Raw genomic sequence first — 17,071 nt, forward strand, 5'->3', positions numbered from 1 at the left:
CTTACCAAAGTTTTGAATCCATTTTTACTAAAAAAAAAATTAGTCATAATTTCAGATATTGTGCCAGACTATATTTAATATACATTCAAAAATAAACTAGTCTGCCCAAAGCTTAACCAATAGTTTGAAATCTTAAATTTATGGCTCTTAATATCGTTACGGGTGCTGCGGGTTTTGTCGGTTCTCACCTAGTAGAAACCCTTTTGAATCAAGGTGAGCGAGTGATTGGTATTGATCAATTTAACGATTACTACGATCCCAACCTCAAGCGCCGGAATATTGAAAATTTTAAAGAGCATCCCGCTTTTGAGTTAATCGAAAGTGATATTCAGACCTTGGATTGGGGATCGCTCCTAACTGATGTAGAGGTAGTTTATCATCAGGCAGCACAAGCTGGAGTTCGGGCTAGTTGGGGGGATGGTTTTCGGGATTATACCGAGCGCAATATTAACGCTACCCAAATCCTACTCGAAGCCGCCAAAGATGCCAAACATCTGACGCGATTAGTCTATGCTTCCAGCTCTTCAGTTTATGGTAATGCGGAAGCCCTACCGACATCTGAAACAATTCTTCCCCAACCGGTTTCCCCCTATGGGGTAACCAAGCTAGCAGCAGAACACCTATGTTTGCTGTATTACCATAATTTTGGTGTACCCGTTACTGCCTTACGCTATTTCACCGTATATGGACCGAGACAGCGCCCAGACATGGCATTTCACAAATTCCTAAAAGCCATTCTCACGGATGAAGCCATTAGCATATATGGTGACGGAAAGCAAACCCGAGACTTCACCTTTATCAAAGACATCATTGCCGCGAATCTGGCTGCAGGTAGCACACCAGCTGCTGTTGGGGAAGTCTTTAACATTGGTGGTGGTAGCCGAGTGGTGCTTGCGGATGTTCTCGACACCATTGAACAAATTGTTGGACATCCCATTAAGAAAAACTACATCGAAAAAGCGAAAGGAGACGCACGTCATACTGCAGCAGACATTACCAAGGCCAAAACCTTGCTAAATTATCAACCTCAGGTATCCCTATCCCAAGGCTTAGCCCAAGAATGGGAATGGATACAGACTCTTTACGCTCGTGTATAGAAGTGATCTAATCTTATATATCAATTCTCATGAATCAGATCCCCCCCTTATTAAGGGGGGTTAGGGGGTATCCCAAGTAAAAGAATAGTGTATATAGCAATTCTCTCTCCCATGAGGTACAAAGGGATCCCCCTAAATCCCCCTTAATAAGGGGTACTTTGACCTTTAGAACTTACCTCATATGAGGTACAAAGGGATCCCCCTAAATCCCCCTTAATAAGGGGTACTTTGAGGTTTAGAACGTACCTCATAAATGCAATAAACGCTACTATATCATAAGTGCGATAAACGCTATCTATTCTTCTTCAAGCTACAGAAATTCAGCTAAAGCTCAACCCCAGCTATTTGAAAGGCTTGTCTAATTGCACCAGCTAATTGCGATTGGTACTGTTGCATGTAAAATTCAGATGCTTGACGATAGGCGGACAACAGGGGACGAAAATTCTCAACCTGACCGTCTACAGTTCTGATATTAAGTAAAACCCAACCTAAGTTGTGGTAAGCCTCAGCATAGTCTGGTTTTAACTGCACGGCTTTTTCCAGATGGGAGCGTGCTTGTGCCCATTGTCCCACTTTTCCTAGTAAAGTGCCTAGACGGAATAAAGCAAAGGCATCAGATGGAAATTTCTGAATGTAGGCTTGATAGGTTTGGATAGCACCTTGATAATTCTGCAAGTGTTCCTGAGTGATTCCTTGATTTAGCGATACCCAGCTAGGAACGTCTGCTTTCTGGCTGGCTTGGTCAAAATTGGCCAGAGCCTCAGGCCACAACCCTTGCACAGCTTGCTTCCAACCTTTCAATCCCCAAGCAACTGCACTATCGGGGACTTGAGTGGTAAACTCTATAATCCTGCGCTCCACATCCCTAGACTGTCTAGTAACAACTGCCTTTTCCAAAGCAATGATTAAATAGGGATATATCCATTGTTGTAGTTCTTGGGATTCCCTAGACTGAGCCTGTTTTGACTTGAACAGTGCCTGGGTAGCAGTACGAATTGCTCGTTTCCATTGCTGTTGATTGACATTAATCCAAGCTTGTAACCCTAGGGCAAAGGTACAGTTACTATCAATTTGTAGTGCCTTGGAAACAGCAGATTCTGCCTGTTGCCAATTGCCAAGCTTTCCCCATGCCCAAGCTAGATTAGCTTGTATCCAAACCTCTTGGGGAGCTAATTTGGCAGCTTGTTGCAACTGTTTTACCGCTGTTGACCAATTTGATTTACGACAATTTACCAGTCCTAAAACCCCATAGCTCCTGCCATCATTTGGTTGTAGTCGAATCGCTGTTTCTGCTGCTACCTCAGCTTGAGAGTCATTGAGATGCATCTGGACTAGGGCTAGTTCAACCGCAGCTTCACCATGGTTTGGCTGATTAGTTAGACATTTTTGATAAGCTTGAACCGCCTCTGCTAACTTTCCTTGCTTAAGTAATCCCCACGCTTTCCTTTGACTGGGAGAAACAAACTTACCTTTGAGGGCATCAATCAGTTCCTCGGCTGTTTGAAATCGCTCCTCTACCTTCATTCTCATTCCAGTTAAGATTACCTGCTCAGTTTGGGGTGTAATCTCAGGAGCTAACTGTCGCGGTGGAATTAACGTTTCTGATCCAGCCCTTTCCGTAGCTTGAGCTGGTAATTCACCAGTGAGTAATTCATACATTGACGCACATAGAGCATAGATGTCTGTAGCTGGCCAACGCTTACTTCGGTAACTGTATTGCTCAAGAGGAGCGTATCCTGGTGACAATGTTGCACTCATTTCACGGGTTTGACCGGCGATGAATTCTTTAGTAGCACCGAAATCAATCAATACAGCTCGATCTTGGTGATCAATTAGAATATTATCAGGTTTAATATCTCTGTGTAATAGTTGATTAGAGTGAACAACTGTTAAGGATTCTGCTACTTTGATAAAATAGCCCTTGAGCTTTTCTTCCGAAAGAACACCTTCTTCTTGTAAGATTTTGGATAAGGACTTTCCAGAGATAAACTCCATGACTAAATAGGCAGTATTATTCTCCTCAAACCAATCATAAACCTGAGCAATATTAGGGTGGTAGCATTTTTGTAAGTAACTGGCTTCTAACTGAAATTTGTGGAGTTGTCGTTGTCGGTCAATCGGAGCAATAGAAGGGGGCCAAGTAATGGTTTTACCCATCCTAGCTGCTTTTTCTGGCCAGAGTTCTTTGATGGCAACCTTGGCCGAGTTAGGTAGGTAAATTCCTTGGTAGGTAATGCCAAATCCCCCTTCTCCTAGGACTTTTTCGATCCGATAATGACTCTGCCTTAGGAGTGTGCCAGCAGGCAAATGGTAGGCTGATGAACTAACAGTCTCTTCAAACTCAAGAGCCGCACCACAACTAGTGCAGTAGTTGGTACTGCCAGTATTAATATGACCGCATACTATACAGGTAATAGACATTATTGTAGGTTTCTACAATTTTAGGAAGGCAAAAGGCAAGAGGCAATAGGCAAGAGGCAATAGGCAAGAGGCAATAGGCAATAGGTAAGAGGCAATAGGTAAAAAATCCTTTGTACCTCATAGCTTCGGACGTTTTGTAGTGATCTATTGGATGGGGGAGTGGATATCGTTACGGTTCAGAAGTTGGCGGGTTATGGGTCTCCTGTGACCACTGCCAAGTATGATAGACGGGGGGAGGAGACGAAGCGGTTGGCGGTGCAAAAGTTGAGGTTGTGATCAAAGGTGTTACTGGAGATCTGATTCTTCCAATTCTGCTATTTTCATCAATGCTTTTAGGGTTCCTCTCTTCAAATCTTGATTTTTGTGAACTGGAACGGATAGGATTTTTTGAGCTCCTGGCTTTTCATAAATATGATGGCTTCCTGTAATTTTTCTCAAAACCCATCCTTTTTTCTCAATAATTTTACAGAATTTTTTGCCAGAAACAGATTTCATACTGTAACTTCCACAATTTTGCTGTTGGGTTCAGGAATATAGGAATTGCTGGCAACTTCTAACCAACCTTCAATGGCATCTTGAAGATTTGCTAAAACCTCTTCCATTGTGTCTCCCTCAGTAATGCAGCCAGGTAGTGCGGGTACTTCTGCCCAAAAACCACCTTCTTCTGCTGGATGTATTGCGACCTTAATCTGCATTTGGGTTTGCTTGCTCAATAGTTTTTTGTGTATTTTAACTCATCACATCATGGGTCAATCAGATGATCCGGTGTACTTTTGTCAACCTTATCCACACCCTGAATACTCTTACTTTTCGCTCTTTCCACTTCAAATTTTGTCAGTCAACCAGGCTGATAGCTTACGCAAAGTTAGTTCAAAAACTGCATAGATTCCAATTTGTTGCTGCTGATTGCTTTCTGGAGCAAATTTTGCCACTCCTGCTGAATTTGTTTATGTTCTTTGAGCCTTTGGAACTCAGGCCATACTTTCGAGCGAATTTCTTCCTTTCTTAGAAAAGTCCGCCACTGGTCTCCTATATCTTTGGCATAGTGAATGCGATCAAAAAACTCTCCGATGATGAAGTATCTGACTTGGCTCGGCTCAGTTAACCACTGATCTAAGGTTTCTTTGCATTTAATGACCACTTTTTTATGAAGAGCTTCTAGACGATTTTTTACTTCTTGTTGATTAAACTCTTCAACTTGGGATTCTCCTGACTCTGAATTTTTAATGCTCAGGGTGTTGTTGTTGATTAGATCCGGTTCAAGTTCGTCATCAAAGTGCTGTCGAATACTGTGTATAATTAATCCCTCATAGGAAACTTGAGACTCCCAAAGGGTTCGGAATCCTAGCTCTAATTGATTGTTATACTTATCGAGTAACTCGGTCATCACCCCTAGAAACTTGGCGTCCCGTTCCTTGGTTAGATTCCCCAAGTGCCCCTTTTTCAGGTTTACCAGCACATTTGTTACTTCTGATTTGAGCTGCTCCACTGACTGCTGTAGCCCTTCGTTTAAGGAAAGGAAATGCTTTGAGAGGTTGGCTCGCATCGCTGCAATCGACCCGTAGTAGGTAGACCTGTAAGAGCCTCCGAATCGGTCTGTGCGTTGTCTTTCAATTTCGTCTAGTTCTGGAATTCCCGGGTCACTTTGGCAGGCTTTCATTACAGTATCGACTTTTGCTTTAAAGTAAGGATCAACTGTTTCCCGGTTTTTTCTGAGTTTTTTGAGGAATTTTTCAAGACTGTCAGATAGCTCTTCTTTAAACTCCTTGAATCGCTCCACAAATAACTGGTCTTCATCCCCAAATCCAGCTAGGGCTTTACTGGCTTTCTGTAAATCAGTTTCTAAGTCTCTGTGGAGGATATCTATGTGGTCTTGATAAGCTTTGGCATATTTACTGTCTAGGTCTTCAATGTTGTCCACTAGGTAGTCTAGAATTAACTCCAAAACTTGGTTAGCTTGGTCAGGATTAGAACAGTCAGCGATTACACAATTAACCACCTCTATGTGGTTTTCCCGAATCGTTCTTTTAAGGGTTTCACAGCCTTTAGAGTTGTCTTGATCAGCACTGCTCATTTTGTTGAGTACCATGAAAGAGCGAGCTGGCAGGTCATTCAGGGCTTTCTGGGCTGTGTCATAAAGTTTCGTATCTCTCTCTTCCCATTGGTAGCCTACAGGGTCTGGTCTCCGCACAAAAAGAACCACATCCACTCGCTCCCCTAGGGTTTGTAGCATCAGCTTTTCATCCCCTACTCTGAGGTCCCCTAAACCGGGTATGTCTACTAAGGCAATCTTTTCAACTTCGGATTTACTGAAAGGACAGAATATCTCTACTTCTCTGACTGCCAAAACCGCGAAGTTACTATTGGGATCTTGTTGGTGAACTACATAGTTGCGTATTTCTTCCTTGGAAACCCGATCTAATACCCGAGGGGAGTTTGCTTCCAGTAGATGGCGATACTGATTGAAATGAGCATAATATTCGTTGCGGAGGCGTTCGTACATGGCTTTTTTTGTGGCAGCATCACTAGGCAGTTCGGGAAGCTGACTAGCAAAGTCATCCAAACTCTTTGGTTTGGGTGCTAAGCCTAGTTCTTCGTAATAGGAGCCAATGACTTCTTTGAGAAATGAGTCTTCATCATGGAATGTTACCCTAGCATAGGTTGGTTGATTTTGATGATAGACTGTACTCCTAACTGCTGTGCAGGCTCCTCCTTCACGAGCAGGAATCTCATCATCGGAAAGTCCACTCAAACTTTTGAGTAGTGTACTTTTACCTTGTCGCATTAACCCCACGACACCAATATTAAGGGTGCCACGGTCAAAGCGTTTATGAAGTTGAGCTAGTTTATTACTTTGAAATTCCAAGCGCTTGAGCAGTCCAGGGAAATTGATTTGTTGTAAGTTCCCAGCTATTTCAGCATTATCGGGTAATTGAATTAGCTTCTGGCGGTGTTTTTCTAGCTCAAGTAGTGTGGAGTGAAGGGTTTTTAGGTGGTTTTCTACACTGGTGAGGCGTTCAATAAAGGGTTTGCGCTTTTCGAGAATTTCCGTAAGACGAGAGGCTATATTGGTTCTCTGTTGATTGGTGTACATAAGTTATAGCGTTTGGATTTGAGTTGTGAACATAGTCTTTTAGGCAAGAGGCAAGAGGCAAGAGGCAAGAGGAACCCACCCCTAACCCCTCCCAGGAGGGGAAGGCAAGAGGCAAGAGGCAAGAGGCAAGAGGGTAAAGATATCCGTATTTTTATTAGACAATAAAAAAAGACATCCTCGGTTTACATCTCATTTATAAATGCTATACTTTATTTAAGTGCAGATGCCTCAACTAGCATTTTTTATACAACACTCCAATGCTAAAATTGTAGCATTATCATATGCTCCATTATCTATAACTTTTTGGATAATTTCGTCAACAGCTGCTTGTAAAGGCTGAGTTTTTTTAAAAGTTTCCGCTAGTTCAGTATCTGACACTAAACTCCAGACACCATCTGAACAGAGCAGCAAGATATCACTATCTTCTAGAGCTAGGGATAAGTCTTGACTAAAGTGGCTCAAATCTTGGACATAACCATCACTAAGTCTTGGTTGTGAACCCAGGGCTTTAGTAAGAATATTACTATCTGGATGGTCAAGACTTTCTTGATAGGTGATTTCACCACTGGCCAGTAACATCGCTACTAGTGAGTGGTCTTCAGTTAATTGACATATTTGTTCTTTCCTGATTAAGTAAATACGACTGTCTCCCACATGAGCCACTAGTAAGTTGTTACTAATCCCTAAAATTACACTTAGTGTGGTTCCGCCGTTTCGTACGGCGTTAGTTACAGATTGGTTAGCGTTTTGGAATAATGATACCAACCAATCTGTCTGCTGGTTGACAGTTTTCAACTCAGAGGGAATCGGTTGCTCAAACACGGTTTTGATGGCTAATTGACTGGCTAACTCTCCCTGAGACATGCCACCCATACCGTCAGCAACAGCGGCTAAAATCATAGTATCACCATTACTCAACTGTTGCTGTCGTACTCCATAACTATCTTCGTTGTGTAAACGACTAGTTGAGAGTCCTACTGTTGATTTACTGGCCACTTGCCATTGAACTTGGGTGGTCTGAAATGATTTACGAGTTTCAATTAAGAGACTCAGTAAGTGGGAAAGGGAGAAGCGTTCTTCTGGAACAGAAGAGAGGCAAATCTTGAGCAGTTGATAAATCTGAGGAATGGGCTTAATCTGGATGTCAAGAGTCTGGTCTTGTGGAAGAAGCTGTTGATGAATAGCTTGGTAAAGCAGCGCTCCCACAGTGTAACTGCTCATTGACTCCTGGAAGGGATTACCGGAGGAGAGTTCAAAAGCGCAGTAGTTTCCTAACAAGCCATAGTCGAGCTTTTGATCAATAGGATAGGCACTGGTTAAATCAAAAAACTTGATCGGTTTTCCGATTTCAATCAGTTTCGGAATCACATCAACCAAGCACCACTGACGCTGATATAAATAGTAAAAACATTGACAGATGGGGATAATCAGTGATAGAGACTCTTGATCAGAATGCTCTTCTTGCAGCCAAGTCTCTAAGGTTGATTGACTGTCTGGCAGCGACGTTAATAGCATCAGCCTTTGACCAGAGGTGTCAGGACTGATTTCATTTTCTGGATAGTATTCTTCCTCTAGATATTCAGATTCAGGCTCAGGGTCCTTAGGGGTTTCCGAGGAATCTTCTCTAGTATCTTCTCTAGTTTCAGAGTTGAGCTCTTGGTCAGTTGTTTCTTCTTCACTAACTGTTGCTTCTGATTCCTCTTGGTCAGTGGTAACTGGAGACTGTTGCTCAGAAGATTCTATCTCCTCTGGCTTCTGTGTCTCCGGTTCTGGCTCCAGGGAGGGTGGGCTAGGGTTAATAACTACAGAGTCTTGGATGGTACTAGCTAGTAATTCGGCAATCATGGCATAGTTACCTAGCTTTTCCCTTAGCTGTAATTCTCGACTTAGCCCACCGTCACTAGACCCCACACGCAGCAAGGCCAAGTTGCCTGTAGTGGGACTGGGGTCAGTAGACTCAAGGTTGACTTCAAAGTTGACTTCAAAGTAGTGAATACCTGCTGTCAATTGACCTAGGTATGACCGGACTTTGAGGTGATAGTTGTCTATCGGGAATTCTGCATCTTGTTCAATTACTAAACCATTGGTCATAAGCTGGTATTGATTTAAATTCCATGGTTGTGAGAGTGGGGGAGTCGGGAGTCGGGAGCGGTGCGACCCGTGGCGAATTTAATTCGCCAACGGAAAGCGCACCGAGGGAGTCGGGAGTCGGGAGCAGGCAATAGGCAATAGGCATGCTAGCAATAGGCAAGAGGTAAGAGTGAAAAAAATCCTGTGTACCTCAGGTGCGACCTGTGGCGAATTTAATTCTTAATGGTAAGAGCGCACCTCATAGTTATGAAAAACGCTGTCATCATAATCTCCCCATCTCCCCATCTCCCCATCTCCCCATCTCCCCACACTCCCGATTCCCGATTCCCGATTCCCGATTCCCGACAAATATGAGATGCACTGTTATGGGCTTTGGAAGAGGAAACGAATTTTAGCGATCGCAATTTCATCTCCGGGATTGATGGTTTCCGGTCGGGTAATTTTGGCATTGAAGCGAGTTTTACCAGCAGGCTTGATAAAAACACCATTGGTAGAACCAAGGTCTTTGATTTTCCATTGCCCTCCCTCTCGATAAATTTCTGCGTGGTGGCGGGAGACTGTCTCGTTACCGACAAATGGCTCTAAGTCAATATCAACAGGACCCATATCTGGATCAAAGATGCCGATAAGATTGCTATGATCTAGCCAGAATTCTGGGACAGGAGCATCAGCTTGCTTAGCAATCAGTTTCGCTATTAAAGCAGTATTAGTAATAGGAGGAGTTGGAGGTATAAAGGGCTGGGGTTGGGGTTGCTCTAGGGTGATTGGTAGAGGCTCATCAAGAGGTTGTGCTGGTGTAGTTTTCCAGGGATTCTGCTGAGGAGGTTGGATTATGATTGGTGGTTGAGATTCAGGTGGTACTTTGGTTTGGGATTGTAATTCAGAACCACAAGCCTCACAGAATTCGGTTCCTTCTGGGTTTTTATCATAGCCACAAATTGAGCAGGTAATCATTGATAAATCCTTGGTGAGTAAATATATATAAAGGGAGTCGGGAGTCGGGAGTCGGGAGTCGGGAGTCGGGAGGAGTGCGTTAGGGGCGGGCTTGCCCTGATGTTCAAGCTCGTAGCCAGGGTTGGGACAGTCCGCCTGGGAATTGAAACAGGCAAGATGCCTGTTCCACCAAGATGCCCGCTGACGGCTGACGGCTGACGGCTGACCGCTGACCGCTGTTCGCGTAGCGTGAGCTTTTAGCTCACCGCTGACGGTCTAAGTTCCTGAGAGGTTACGAATCTGTTCTTCTGAAAGGTCACTATTAATATCTCCAGTCATTTTGATAGTCTTACCTCTGGAACCCATTTTGATGGTTTTACGAGTTCCAGAAGAAATCTTGCGAGTTTTGCGTAACTCGTCTTGAGCTTGATTGAGAGAGTCAAGCATGGCTTGGTTGCCAATCCTGACTGTCATCCGACGGGCAGTATCTAAGAGTTTTCCTGCTTCTTCGGGATTACTATCAGCCAGTCTGGTAGCTTGAGTTACTAGCTGAGAAATATTGCACTGTTGTACATAACCCATTACTTCTGGGTCTACTTGTGCCGCTCCGCTCTGACCAGGAACAAATTGAACTACCACATTTTGAGGTGGCAGCTCACCTCGGCGATTTTGTCCTGGAATATCGTAGGTTAAACCAAGTTGAGCAATACGTACACGGGAGCTGCTGTGACTGTCGATGGTGAATTCCAGAATAAAGACTGTTTCATCATTGGCCATGGCGGTGCCAATCAGATAGGGGTATTGAATCAGGGGAAATTCCGCTTGGTCAGGGTAAGCCCGGACAACACGGGTGAGTTTTACCCCCTTAACTGTCTTGGCAGTAAGGGTAAGGTTATTAATAACTTCCTGTTGGGCTTGGCTAAATTCTCTAAACAGGATTTGGGGTAAGTCCCTAATAGCAACATCAGTACCTGTGGCATCTCCTGAAACGATATGGTGAAGGTGACCAGCGGTAGTATCGCTGAGGTTGATCAGTAAATCTTCATTGTAGTCACCAACTCCCAAGGCTGTAATGGGGATACCGTTTTCCGAAAATTGTTTCGCGAGTTCCCGACATTCTTCTTCATCAAAAGCTTGACCATCAGTAAAGATTAAAGCATGACGACTGGTCATGGTTTGACCGGAGAGCATAGTCAGGGTCTGCTCCATCCCTTCTCCCATGCAGGTGCCACCACTGTAGTTACGGAGTTTCTCAATCCCTGCTTCTAACTGGCTGGTTTCAGTTGCTGGTGTTAGTCCAACAATAGTAGAGGCTTGGTCGTCAAATTGGATAATGGCAATGCGATCGCTTCCACCTAACTGGTTAGAGCGCACTAAATTTAACAGTGACTCAATCACAATATCGATCTTGGTTTTACCACCTATCACTTCCTCATAGTCGTTTCCATCCTGTGTGTAAACTCTACCTGTAGGTTTTGTGTCCCCTTCCACCACTTCATACATGGAACCACTGGTATCGATCACAAAAGCAAAACTAGTTGAGGGTAGCTCGACTGCTACTTCTTTGGTCGGTCGCAGTTTCAACATCACAAATAGTTTCTGGTCTGGGGTATCCGCAGGCAGAAATTCACGATGAGGAGTAATTGTTACATATAGGGGTGGATTACTCATTGTTGTATAGGGTTTTTATTTGAGTTGTGAACATAGGATTGAACTAAAAAGGGAACCGGGAATCGGGAATCGGGAATCGGGAATCGGGAATCGGGAATCGGGAATCGGGAATCGGGAATCGGGAATCGGGAATCGGGAACCGGGAAAAAATTCTATGTACCTCATAGTTATTAAAAACGCTGTCTAAATCTAGAGATAATAAATGAATTAATTGTGATAATTTTTGATGCCATATTCTTGACTTCCTACTCCCTACTCCCTACTCCCTACTCCCTGTTCCCTGTTCCCTACTTCTACAATAATTCTAATTAAAATTCAACGGCGGTAACATTCCTGAAATAGGTTCTATCCCAGACAAATCTGGGTAAATTGGATGGGGTATTTCTTGATTACCGGCTTCTTTCATCTGACTAATCAGTAAAGGTAAAGCCATAGTAATTGAACTGTCTCTAAAGCCTTCTTCTATGTCTTTTATCCAGGTTTCTATGATTTTATTAAGGTTATCATCATTAATTTTGTATAGGCTTTGCTCTTGAAACCAATTTCTCAGTTTTTCTCGCTCTGATTTAGTGAAAAATAAATCGGGATTATCTTCCTGGCTTTTGTCTAAATTAATGGCATAGCTGTATTCATCTTCTATATTATTTATATGGAGAATGAATGTATAGTTTACCATTTTATAGGAGTTATCGATTGGGTTTTTTTTTAGGGAATCGGGAATCGGGAATCGGGAATCGGGAATCGGGAATCGGGAATCGGGAATCGGGAATCGGGAATCGGGAATCGGGAAACAAGATTGTTTGGCTCCTTCCAGATAGGGTTAGTAATTATAATGGTGTAGTTGTGAACTAGACCAGGAAGAAAACTCTACCGCTTGTGCTGGAGATGATGCGTTCGCGAAGCGGTTCCGAAGGAACATCGCGCCCAATTTCCCACACTCGCCACCAAGACCTGTAATACCAATCCGTGTCGGAATTGTGAGAATTTTTGTTACCTTTTCCCGACTCCCGACTGCCGACTCCCGACTCCCTCGGTGCGCTTTCCGCATCTAATTATTAAATTCGCCACGGGTCGCACCGCTCCCGACTCCCGACTCCCGACTCCCTGTTCTCTTTGATATATTAATCTTCAAGTTCCTCTCGCTTTAGATATTGTCCCCATAAGTAAAATGGCACTGCACCTCCAACTCCCATGACCACGAAAGTACCCAGAAACATGGTCAGTCTGATCGGTAAAGGAAGTGACCATCCAAAGGAGGTAATTCTGTAAGGTTTAGGTTCAGAGCGTTCTGTGGAAACATGTCGGGAATCAACTTTAACCTGAACCTGATGCCTTTCCGCCCGTATCGGGTTGGGGTCATTGTAGGTGATTTCATACTCACCGAGCAGAGCATCAAGGAATACTTTCAAGGACTTGCCAAGAGCCTGAGCATCCCCCGAAATTTTACAAATTCCTCCCGTAATCCTGGAAATTTCGTCTATGCGATCGCGGTCTACAAACTCTTCTTCTGGTACTTTGTTTGGTGGCAATTTTTTCTTGCCACCCTCAGTATAAAAAACGTCTTCCCTTGTTGCTTCTTGTTTAGAAAAGCCATTGTTTTTATACTTCTCGGCTAACTCTCGAGGTTTTAAGCCATACCCCAAAGTATGCACAATAATATTATCATTGACTTTGATCAGTCTCTTGAGTGTTTCAAATTCCTGCTCTTCTGCTTCTTTGGTTGCCGATGTACTGTGATAACCATCAGATAGAAGAATAATCGAAAGCCGGGGCTGTTGAGGCTGAGGTTGCCAGAATTTCTCTTTTTTCGGATAGAAGCGAGGGTCACCTCTTTGCTCACTTAAGAAATTTACTGCTTCAGTAAGGGGTTTGTAGACATTAGTGGCAGCACAGGGTTTTTTACTGGCAAGCTCACCAAGATAGTTTTGGAGTTCGGAGTCTCCTACAGGAAAAAATTTATTGAGTGTGGCTTGATTAACAGGATAGCCACCCTTGGGGCAATTTTTGGGATGGGGTTCACCAAAGGGAACAATTGCTACTTGAGTATGACTACTGCGATCTGCTGTATTTTTGATAAATTCTCGCATCGCTGCAGTGGCTCCCTCCAGTTTGCTTTGGCTAGAGCCTGGTTTATCGGGCTTGGCCATACTGCCACTCATGTCCAGTAGGAAGATAATCCAGGCCGAAGGCTGCTCAGCTTTTGTCGGATTTTTCCAATGCTTGGGCTTAAAGGTAACTTTATCATTATTTACATAGACCTGGAAATTTTCATCGGTGAGGTTGGTGACAGGTTGGTCATATTCATTTTTGACTTGGATGCGAATTTTGACCTGTTCATCCTCAACGGTGGCATTAAGGATTTTCGCTTCTTGTGCCTGTACTCCACTAGGATAACTAAAGCAACCGGCACACAATATTAGTAAACTAAGCTTGCGGGTCAAAGAAACGATTGTAGTAGACAAAGCGATAGATTTTTTCTTCATTTTTCCCTCCTGGATAAAGGCTATTAAACGTCAAGACATGGTTATGTTTCAAAACAATATCTTCGCGGGTTTTCAAGGGTTTACCGTTAATTTCGATAGTATTGAAATGTAGGGGATTGGGAGATAAAATTGCTTGGCGCTGCTTCAGTACTATGTCTGCTACATGGAGTGGCAATCCAGGCAAATAAATATCCGAGCCTCCTTTATGGTTTACCTGTTTGACAGCAGAGCCAATTCTAATCGTGCCAGTAGCAGGTAATTGAATTGACAACCCCTCTTCGATTTCATCGGCTTTACTGTTACTGACAAATTTTAGTAGAGACTTATTGATATAGGGAAAAGGATTATTTACGGTGATCACCCCTGGCTCACTATCTTCATAGTTAGGTCCGGTGTATTCAAAACCACCACCTGCTCTCAGTGCTGCCATATAACTTGGTGAATTGGTAATGCTAAATACTAAACCTAGCACCAAGCCTAAAATCGAGAATCCTAGAGGGTCTTCAAAACCTCTGTTTTCGATCTCACTCAACAGTGGGCGGATCGATTCAAACAGTAGAGCAGCAACTAACGCTGCACCACTAGCCGCAATCATACTAGTTCTTAACCGTTCTTGGAAGCGTTTGGGATCCCCTGCTTCCACACTGCGCCACCACCAAGTCAGTCCCTCTGCCAAGCCTACTGAGCTCCCTATTAAGAGCCAACTTAGGAGTCTAATTATAATTCCTGGAATAGGAGATAATAACAGGATTTGGTAAATCACTCCAGAAATTAAACCGATGATAATTCCTAAGCCAACAGCAATCAGGATCGGAATTTTGGCAATGCGGAGGTTTAGTTTAAGTCTGGTGGGGTTACTAATAAAGATTTCATTAATTACCATCCCCACGGCTAAGGAGATAGCAATGCACGGAAATAGGACAATTTCTTCTGGAATTAGCCTTGACAAGCCTAGGTTAGTAATGGCGACTTGACCGATATTCCAGCCAATTAATGCTGAGGTTATTCCAGCTAGTATGTAAAGGTAAATCCGCATTTTTTACATCATGTTTTATTTTGATTATTTTGGGTTCTATTATCTACTTGTTCAAGATTTTTTTTGGTATCATACTTTAATTGTTCATAGGTTGATTCAGATATTCCAGGTAAATAATTTATGATACCATCATACTGAATCCCTTTATTTTTTTGATATGCATAAATAGCTTCTACCCATTTCGTACTTAAATATTTTATACTTTCAGGTTTTACCTTTCTTTCAATTGCACCAGTATAATTGAGAGTTGGGTCTTTAAGAATTGTCTTAAGTGCTTTGACAACTTCAATTTCATTTTCTCGTTTATCTGGTGTTGCTGGTAGATCTTGTGGTAGTATACCTTTGAGATCATTAGTCAATTCCTGGACTATTCTCGAAATTACTTGACTAGTGGTTTTAGGAAATTCCGCAAGTGCTTTATCCTTCTCAATTTTAGTCATTTCAGGAGCAAGATTGACCTTCTGTCCTGAAGTAGGCTGGGTTGGAGTAACCACAGCACTCTTTGTAGTACTTGATTTTTTTTTGACATCTTTTTTTTTGTTTGATAGTTGCCTGTTTATATAACTGATATAATCTCCGGATTTTTGAATAAATTTATAACTAAGCGAGAAAATTAAAAATAATCCTATAATAATCGAAAAATAGTCTCTATTATTCCATATAAAGTTTAAAATCCCAGAATATTGCTTACTTATTTGTTCTTGTGGAGTCATCATTGGCTTGATAGGCAATCCAAAAGCGTCTTGAACCGATTTACGTGAATTTGGAAAAGCTTTATTAAATATTTCCTTTGGTACTCCACCAAAACCAACCTGATAAAAATAGGCAGATAAACGATACTCTCTCAGGCATTCAAACAATTTAGCTAGAGGCTTGTAATAAGGTTCAGAGTGTCTATGTCGGCGGCGAATTACTTTCAAATATTTTAATCTATTCCAAATTTTATCTCCACAACGGAAAGAGTTGGACTCTGAACTATATGACCGCCGATTAAAACTACTAATCATTTCTAAATCAGCTTGAACATCATTGATAAACTGCTTGCGGTAATGTTTCCAGGCACTGTGACGAGCTGCCAGTAACCAATGAACAGCTTCAGGAGTGATTTGTTTTTCGAGCAGTTTAGGCAGGATAAGTTTGATGCCCCTAGCAAGTAGCTCCGGTGGGATTTGGTCACCAATAGCCTCTTGAAACTCTAAGGATATGACTTGATTGTTGTCAGGTTTATGTCTACCACCCTTGATATTCAACCAATCCAAAAACTCTGGTAGAGTTTCTGGAATCACCATGGCTCTGAGAGTTATCAATCTTATGAATTGAGGAGTATATAAGTTCTGGCTCAGAGCATGTTGGGCTCCTTGATCATCAAATAACCTGTGCCAGTAGTCTGAAGTAATTTTCTGGTTCCCTAACGCCCCTGCTATCTGACGAACCGCTTCTGATTTCACCTGAGAACTGTTGATCAAGCGTTTAATTGCTGACTTGAGTGCCTGTTCGTCTACCGTTGCTGGCATCAGAGCTAAGGGACGATTAGCCTTCACTTGCAGAAAACTTCCATAGGCACGCTCACTGGCTGGATGAATCACAACAAAGCTCCAAGGGTTCTCTAAGGCTTGAGCATTGTAAGCCCAGGATACCGGCTCAGCTCCAGCTTTTATTTCAGCTATTTTGTTAATCAGTCTGAAATTAGGCTTATGCTGCCATGAGAGCACTATCGGCACAGACTTATGCTCAAACTTGTGCTCAAGTTTCTCTGAGGGGATTTCAGGTGGTATAGAAATCTCTTGTGAAGGATCTACTCTAGTCTCAAAAGGATTAAAAACAGGCAGATGGCCTACTCGCTGGGCATAGTCCTCCATCCAGCTCAGGATTTTACCGAGACTATCTGCCCCCTGACAGAGGAAATAACGATAGACTGAAAGAGGTCTTCCCCCATCATCCCTACCCCGACTCACCACTGCCACCACTGACCAATCCGGTATACAAGAATCGGGCTCTCCTGGCACAACTCGACCAATTACTGCTGGCTGGTTACTATTAGCACCCTCAACTACAGCAAATCGTTTATTAGCGATCGCGCGCTCGACCGTATAGGGAATCTGGGGTAAAGTGACATTCATGTACCGTCCAGTGAAGCCTCTGGATATCCAGCCCCCATCTGGGGTGATCTCAGCCTTGATACCAGTGCTAAATTCGTAAATTTCAACAGTAATAGTAATAGAATTACCATTAAAAGAGTCCATTG

18 protein-coding genes and 1 pseudogene are annotated in these 17,071 nt (G+C 42.9%); 3 read left to right on the forward strand and 16 right to left on the reverse strand.

The features are described 5' to 3' along the window. Window positions 1-140 precede the first annotated feature (140 nt). Window positions 141-1,097, forward strand: coding sequence for an NAD-dependent epimerase/dehydratase family protein (locus F6K64_RS14155; RefSeq protein WP_008185038.1), 957 nt, complete (start codon window positions 141-143; stop codon window positions 1,095-1,097). 324 nt (window positions 1,098-1,421) lie between these two features. On the opposite strand, the gene F6K64_RS14160 is transcribed toward F6K64_RS14155, so the two are convergent. Then, on the reverse strand, window positions 1,422-3,518 hold the full coding sequence (locus F6K64_RS14160; RefSeq protein WP_287263027.1) for a serine/threonine-protein kinase: 2,097 nt from the start codon (window positions 3,516-3,518) through the stop codon (window positions 1,422-1,424). After that, window positions 3,484-3,639 (reverse strand): hypothetical protein, encoded by a 156-nt coding sequence (locus tag F6K64_RS14165; RefSeq protein WP_158026258.1) that lies wholly within the window; start codon window positions 3,637-3,639, stop codon window positions 3,484-3,486. Before F6K64_RS14165 ends, F6K64_RS14160 begins: the two co-directional genes overlap by 35 nt. A 5-nt stretch (window positions 3,640-3,644) precedes the next feature. Here F6K64_RS14165 and F6K64_RS38885 point away from each other — a divergent pair. Next, window positions 3,645-3,794: pseudogene (locus F6K64_RS38885) on the forward strand (tyrosine-type recombinase/integrase); the annotation flags it as partial. Window positions 3,795-3,803: 9 nt separating this feature from the next. On the opposite strand, the gene F6K64_RS14175 reads toward F6K64_RS38885, so the two are convergent. The 5 genes from F6K64_RS14175 to F6K64_RS14195 form a co-directional block, all read right to left on the reverse strand. Then, window positions 3,804-4,013, reverse strand: coding sequence for a type II toxin-antitoxin system HicA family toxin (locus tag F6K64_RS14175; RefSeq protein ID WP_008182201.1), 210 nt, complete (start codon window positions 4,011-4,013; stop codon window positions 3,804-3,806). Beyond that, complete coding sequence (locus tag F6K64_RS14180; protein WP_008182203.1) at window positions 4,010-4,213, reverse strand: type II toxin-antitoxin system HicB family antitoxin; 204 nt, start codon at window positions 4,211-4,213, stop codon at window positions 4,010-4,012. The genes F6K64_RS14175 and F6K64_RS14180 overlap by 4 nt, the downstream gene beginning before the upstream one ends. 170 nt (window positions 4,214-4,383) lie before the next feature. Next, on the reverse strand, window positions 4,384-6,612 hold the full coding sequence (locus F6K64_RS14185; RefSeq protein WP_008182205.1) for a dynamin family protein: 2,229 nt from the start codon (window positions 6,610-6,612) through the stop codon (window positions 4,384-4,386). A gap of 228 nt (window positions 6,613-6,840) precedes the next feature. Then, complete coding sequence (locus F6K64_RS14190) at window positions 6,841-8,703, reverse strand: PP2C family protein-serine/threonine phosphatase (protein WP_008182207.1); 1,863 nt, start codon at window positions 8,701-8,703, stop codon at window positions 6,841-6,843. Next, window positions 8,681-8,863, reverse strand: a complete 183-nt coding sequence (locus tag F6K64_RS14195; protein ID WP_131826924.1) for a hypothetical protein — start codon at window positions 8,861-8,863, stop codon at window positions 8,681-8,683. The genes F6K64_RS14190 and F6K64_RS14195 overlap by 23 nt, the downstream gene beginning before the upstream one ends. Window positions 8,864-8,906: 43 nt before the next feature. Here F6K64_RS14195 and F6K64_RS14200 point away from each other — a divergent pair, with 43 nt between their 5' ends. Continuing rightward, window positions 8,907-9,098 (forward strand): hypothetical protein, encoded by a 192-nt coding sequence (locus F6K64_RS14200; RefSeq protein ID WP_131826923.1) that lies wholly within the window; start codon window positions 8,907-8,909, stop codon window positions 9,096-9,098. Here the strand turns inward: F6K64_RS14200 and F6K64_RS14205 are convergent. From F6K64_RS14205 to F6K64_RS14245, 9 genes are all read right to left on the reverse strand, one after another. Continuing rightward, complete coding sequence (locus F6K64_RS14205; protein WP_008182209.1) at window positions 9,067-9,657, reverse strand: FHA domain-containing protein; 591 nt, start codon at window positions 9,655-9,657, stop codon at window positions 9,067-9,069. The genes F6K64_RS14200 and F6K64_RS14205 overlap by 32 nt on opposite strands. After that, a complete protein-coding gene (locus F6K64_RS14210) occupies window positions 9,654-9,812 on the reverse strand; it encodes a hypothetical protein (RefSeq protein ID WP_154659746.1) in 159 nt (52 codons plus the stop codon). The genes F6K64_RS14205 and F6K64_RS14210 overlap by 4 nt, the downstream gene beginning before the upstream one ends. A gap of 100 nt (window positions 9,813-9,912) precedes the next feature. Next, a complete protein-coding gene (locus tag F6K64_RS14215; RefSeq protein ID WP_008182210.1) occupies window positions 9,913-11,307 on the reverse strand; it encodes a vWA domain-containing protein in 1,395 nt (464 codons plus the stop codon). A gap of 15 nt (window positions 11,308-11,322) precedes the next feature. Next, complete coding sequence (locus F6K64_RS14220) at window positions 11,323-11,472, reverse strand: hypothetical protein (RefSeq protein ID WP_154659747.1); 150 nt, start codon at window positions 11,470-11,472, stop codon at window positions 11,323-11,325. A 139-nt stretch (window positions 11,473-11,611) separates the two neighbouring features. Beyond that, the gene (locus F6K64_RS14225) at window positions 11,612-11,983 is read right to left on the reverse strand and encodes a hypothetical protein (protein WP_287265650.1); all 372 of its coding nucleotides are present in this window, start codon (window positions 11,981-11,983) and stop codon (window positions 11,612-11,614) included. 144 nt (window positions 11,984-12,127) lie between these two features. Continuing rightward, window positions 12,128-12,355 carry a hypothetical protein gene (locus F6K64_RS14230; RefSeq protein WP_131826922.1) on the reverse strand — a complete coding sequence of 76 codons (228 nt, stop codon included), beginning with the start codon at window positions 12,353-12,355 and terminating at the stop codon, window positions 12,128-12,130. Between the two features lie 73 nt (window positions 12,356-12,428). Beyond that, complete coding sequence (locus F6K64_RS14235) at window positions 12,429-13,790, reverse strand: vWA domain-containing protein (RefSeq protein ID WP_008184433.1); 1,362 nt, start codon at window positions 13,788-13,790, stop codon at window positions 12,429-12,431. After that, window positions 13,732-14,826 (reverse strand): hypothetical protein, encoded by a 1,095-nt coding sequence (locus F6K64_RS14240; RefSeq protein ID WP_008184435.1) that lies wholly within the window; start codon window positions 14,824-14,826, stop codon window positions 13,732-13,734. The genes F6K64_RS14235 and F6K64_RS14240 overlap by 59 nt, the downstream gene beginning before the upstream one ends. An 8-nt stretch (window positions 14,827-14,834) precedes the next feature. Next, window positions 14,835-17,069 (reverse strand): hypothetical protein, encoded by a 2,235-nt coding sequence (locus tag F6K64_RS14245; RefSeq protein ID WP_008184437.1) that lies wholly within the window; start codon window positions 17,067-17,069, stop codon window positions 14,835-14,837. Between the last annotated feature and the right edge of the window lie 2 nt (window positions 17,070-17,071).

The organism is Moorena sp. SIO3A2, from assembly GCF_010672265.1.
GTDB lineage: Bacteria > Cyanobacteriota > Cyanobacteriia > Cyanobacteriales > Coleofasciculaceae > Moorena > Moorena producens.

Excerpts from the sequence above, each read along its gene's own strand:
- F6K64_RS14220 (WP_154659747.1), bottom strand. The coding sequence starts at position 11,472 with ATGAGGTACATAGAATTTTTTCCCGGTTCCCGATTCCCGATTCCCGAT.
- F6K64_RS14185 (WP_008182205.1), bottom strand. The coding sequence starts at position 6,612 with ATGTACACCAATCAACAGAGAACCAATATAGCCTCTCGTCTTACGGAA.
- F6K64_RS14225 (WP_287265650.1), bottom strand. The coding sequence starts at position 11,983 with ATGGTAAACTATACATTCATTCTCCATATAAATAATATAGAAGATGAA.
- F6K64_RS14175 (WP_008182201.1), bottom strand. The coding sequence starts at position 4,013 with ATGAAATCTGTTTCTGGCAAAAAATTCTGTAAAATTATTGAGAAAAAA.
- F6K64_RS14205 (WP_008182209.1), bottom strand. The coding sequence starts at position 9,657 with ATGATTACCTGCTCAATTTGTGGCTATGATAAAAACCCAGAAGGAACC.
- F6K64_RS14160 (WP_287263027.1), bottom strand. The coding sequence starts at position 3,518 with ATGTCTATTACCTGTATAGTATGCGGTCATATTAATACTGGCAGTACC.
- F6K64_RS14165 (WP_158026258.1), bottom strand. The coding sequence starts at position 3,639 with ATGAGGTACAAAGGATTTTTTACCTATTGCCTCTTACCTATTGCCTAT.
- F6K64_RS14190 (WP_008182207.1), bottom strand. The coding sequence starts at position 8,703 with ATGACCAATGGTTTAGTAATTGAACAAGATGCAGAATTCCCGATAGAC.
- F6K64_RS14180 (WP_008182203.1), bottom strand. The coding sequence starts at position 4,213 with ATGCAGATTAAGGTCGCAATACATCCAGCAGAAGAAGGTGGTTTTTGG.
- F6K64_RS14235 (WP_008184433.1), bottom strand. The coding sequence starts at position 13,790 with ATGAAGAAAAAATCTATCGCTTTGTCTACTACAATCGTTTCTTTGACC.
- F6K64_RS14230 (WP_131826922.1), bottom strand. The coding sequence starts at position 12,355 with ATGCGGAAAGCGCACCGAGGGAGTCGGGAGTCGGCAGTCGGGAGTCGG.
- F6K64_RS14245 (WP_008184437.1), bottom strand. The coding sequence starts at position 17,069 with ATGGACTCTTTTAATGGTAATTCTATTACTATTACTGTTGAAATTTAC.
- F6K64_RS14215 (WP_008182210.1), bottom strand. The coding sequence starts at position 11,307 with ATGAGTAATCCACCCCTATATGTAACAATTACTCCTCATCGTGAATTT.
- F6K64_RS14240 (WP_008184435.1), bottom strand. The coding sequence starts at position 14,826 with ATGCGGATTTACCTTTACATACTAGCTGGAATAACCTCAGCATTAATT.
- F6K64_RS14155 (WP_008185038.1), top strand. The coding sequence starts at position 141 with ATGGCTCTTAATATCGTTACGGGTGCTGCGGGTTTTGTCGGTTCTCAC.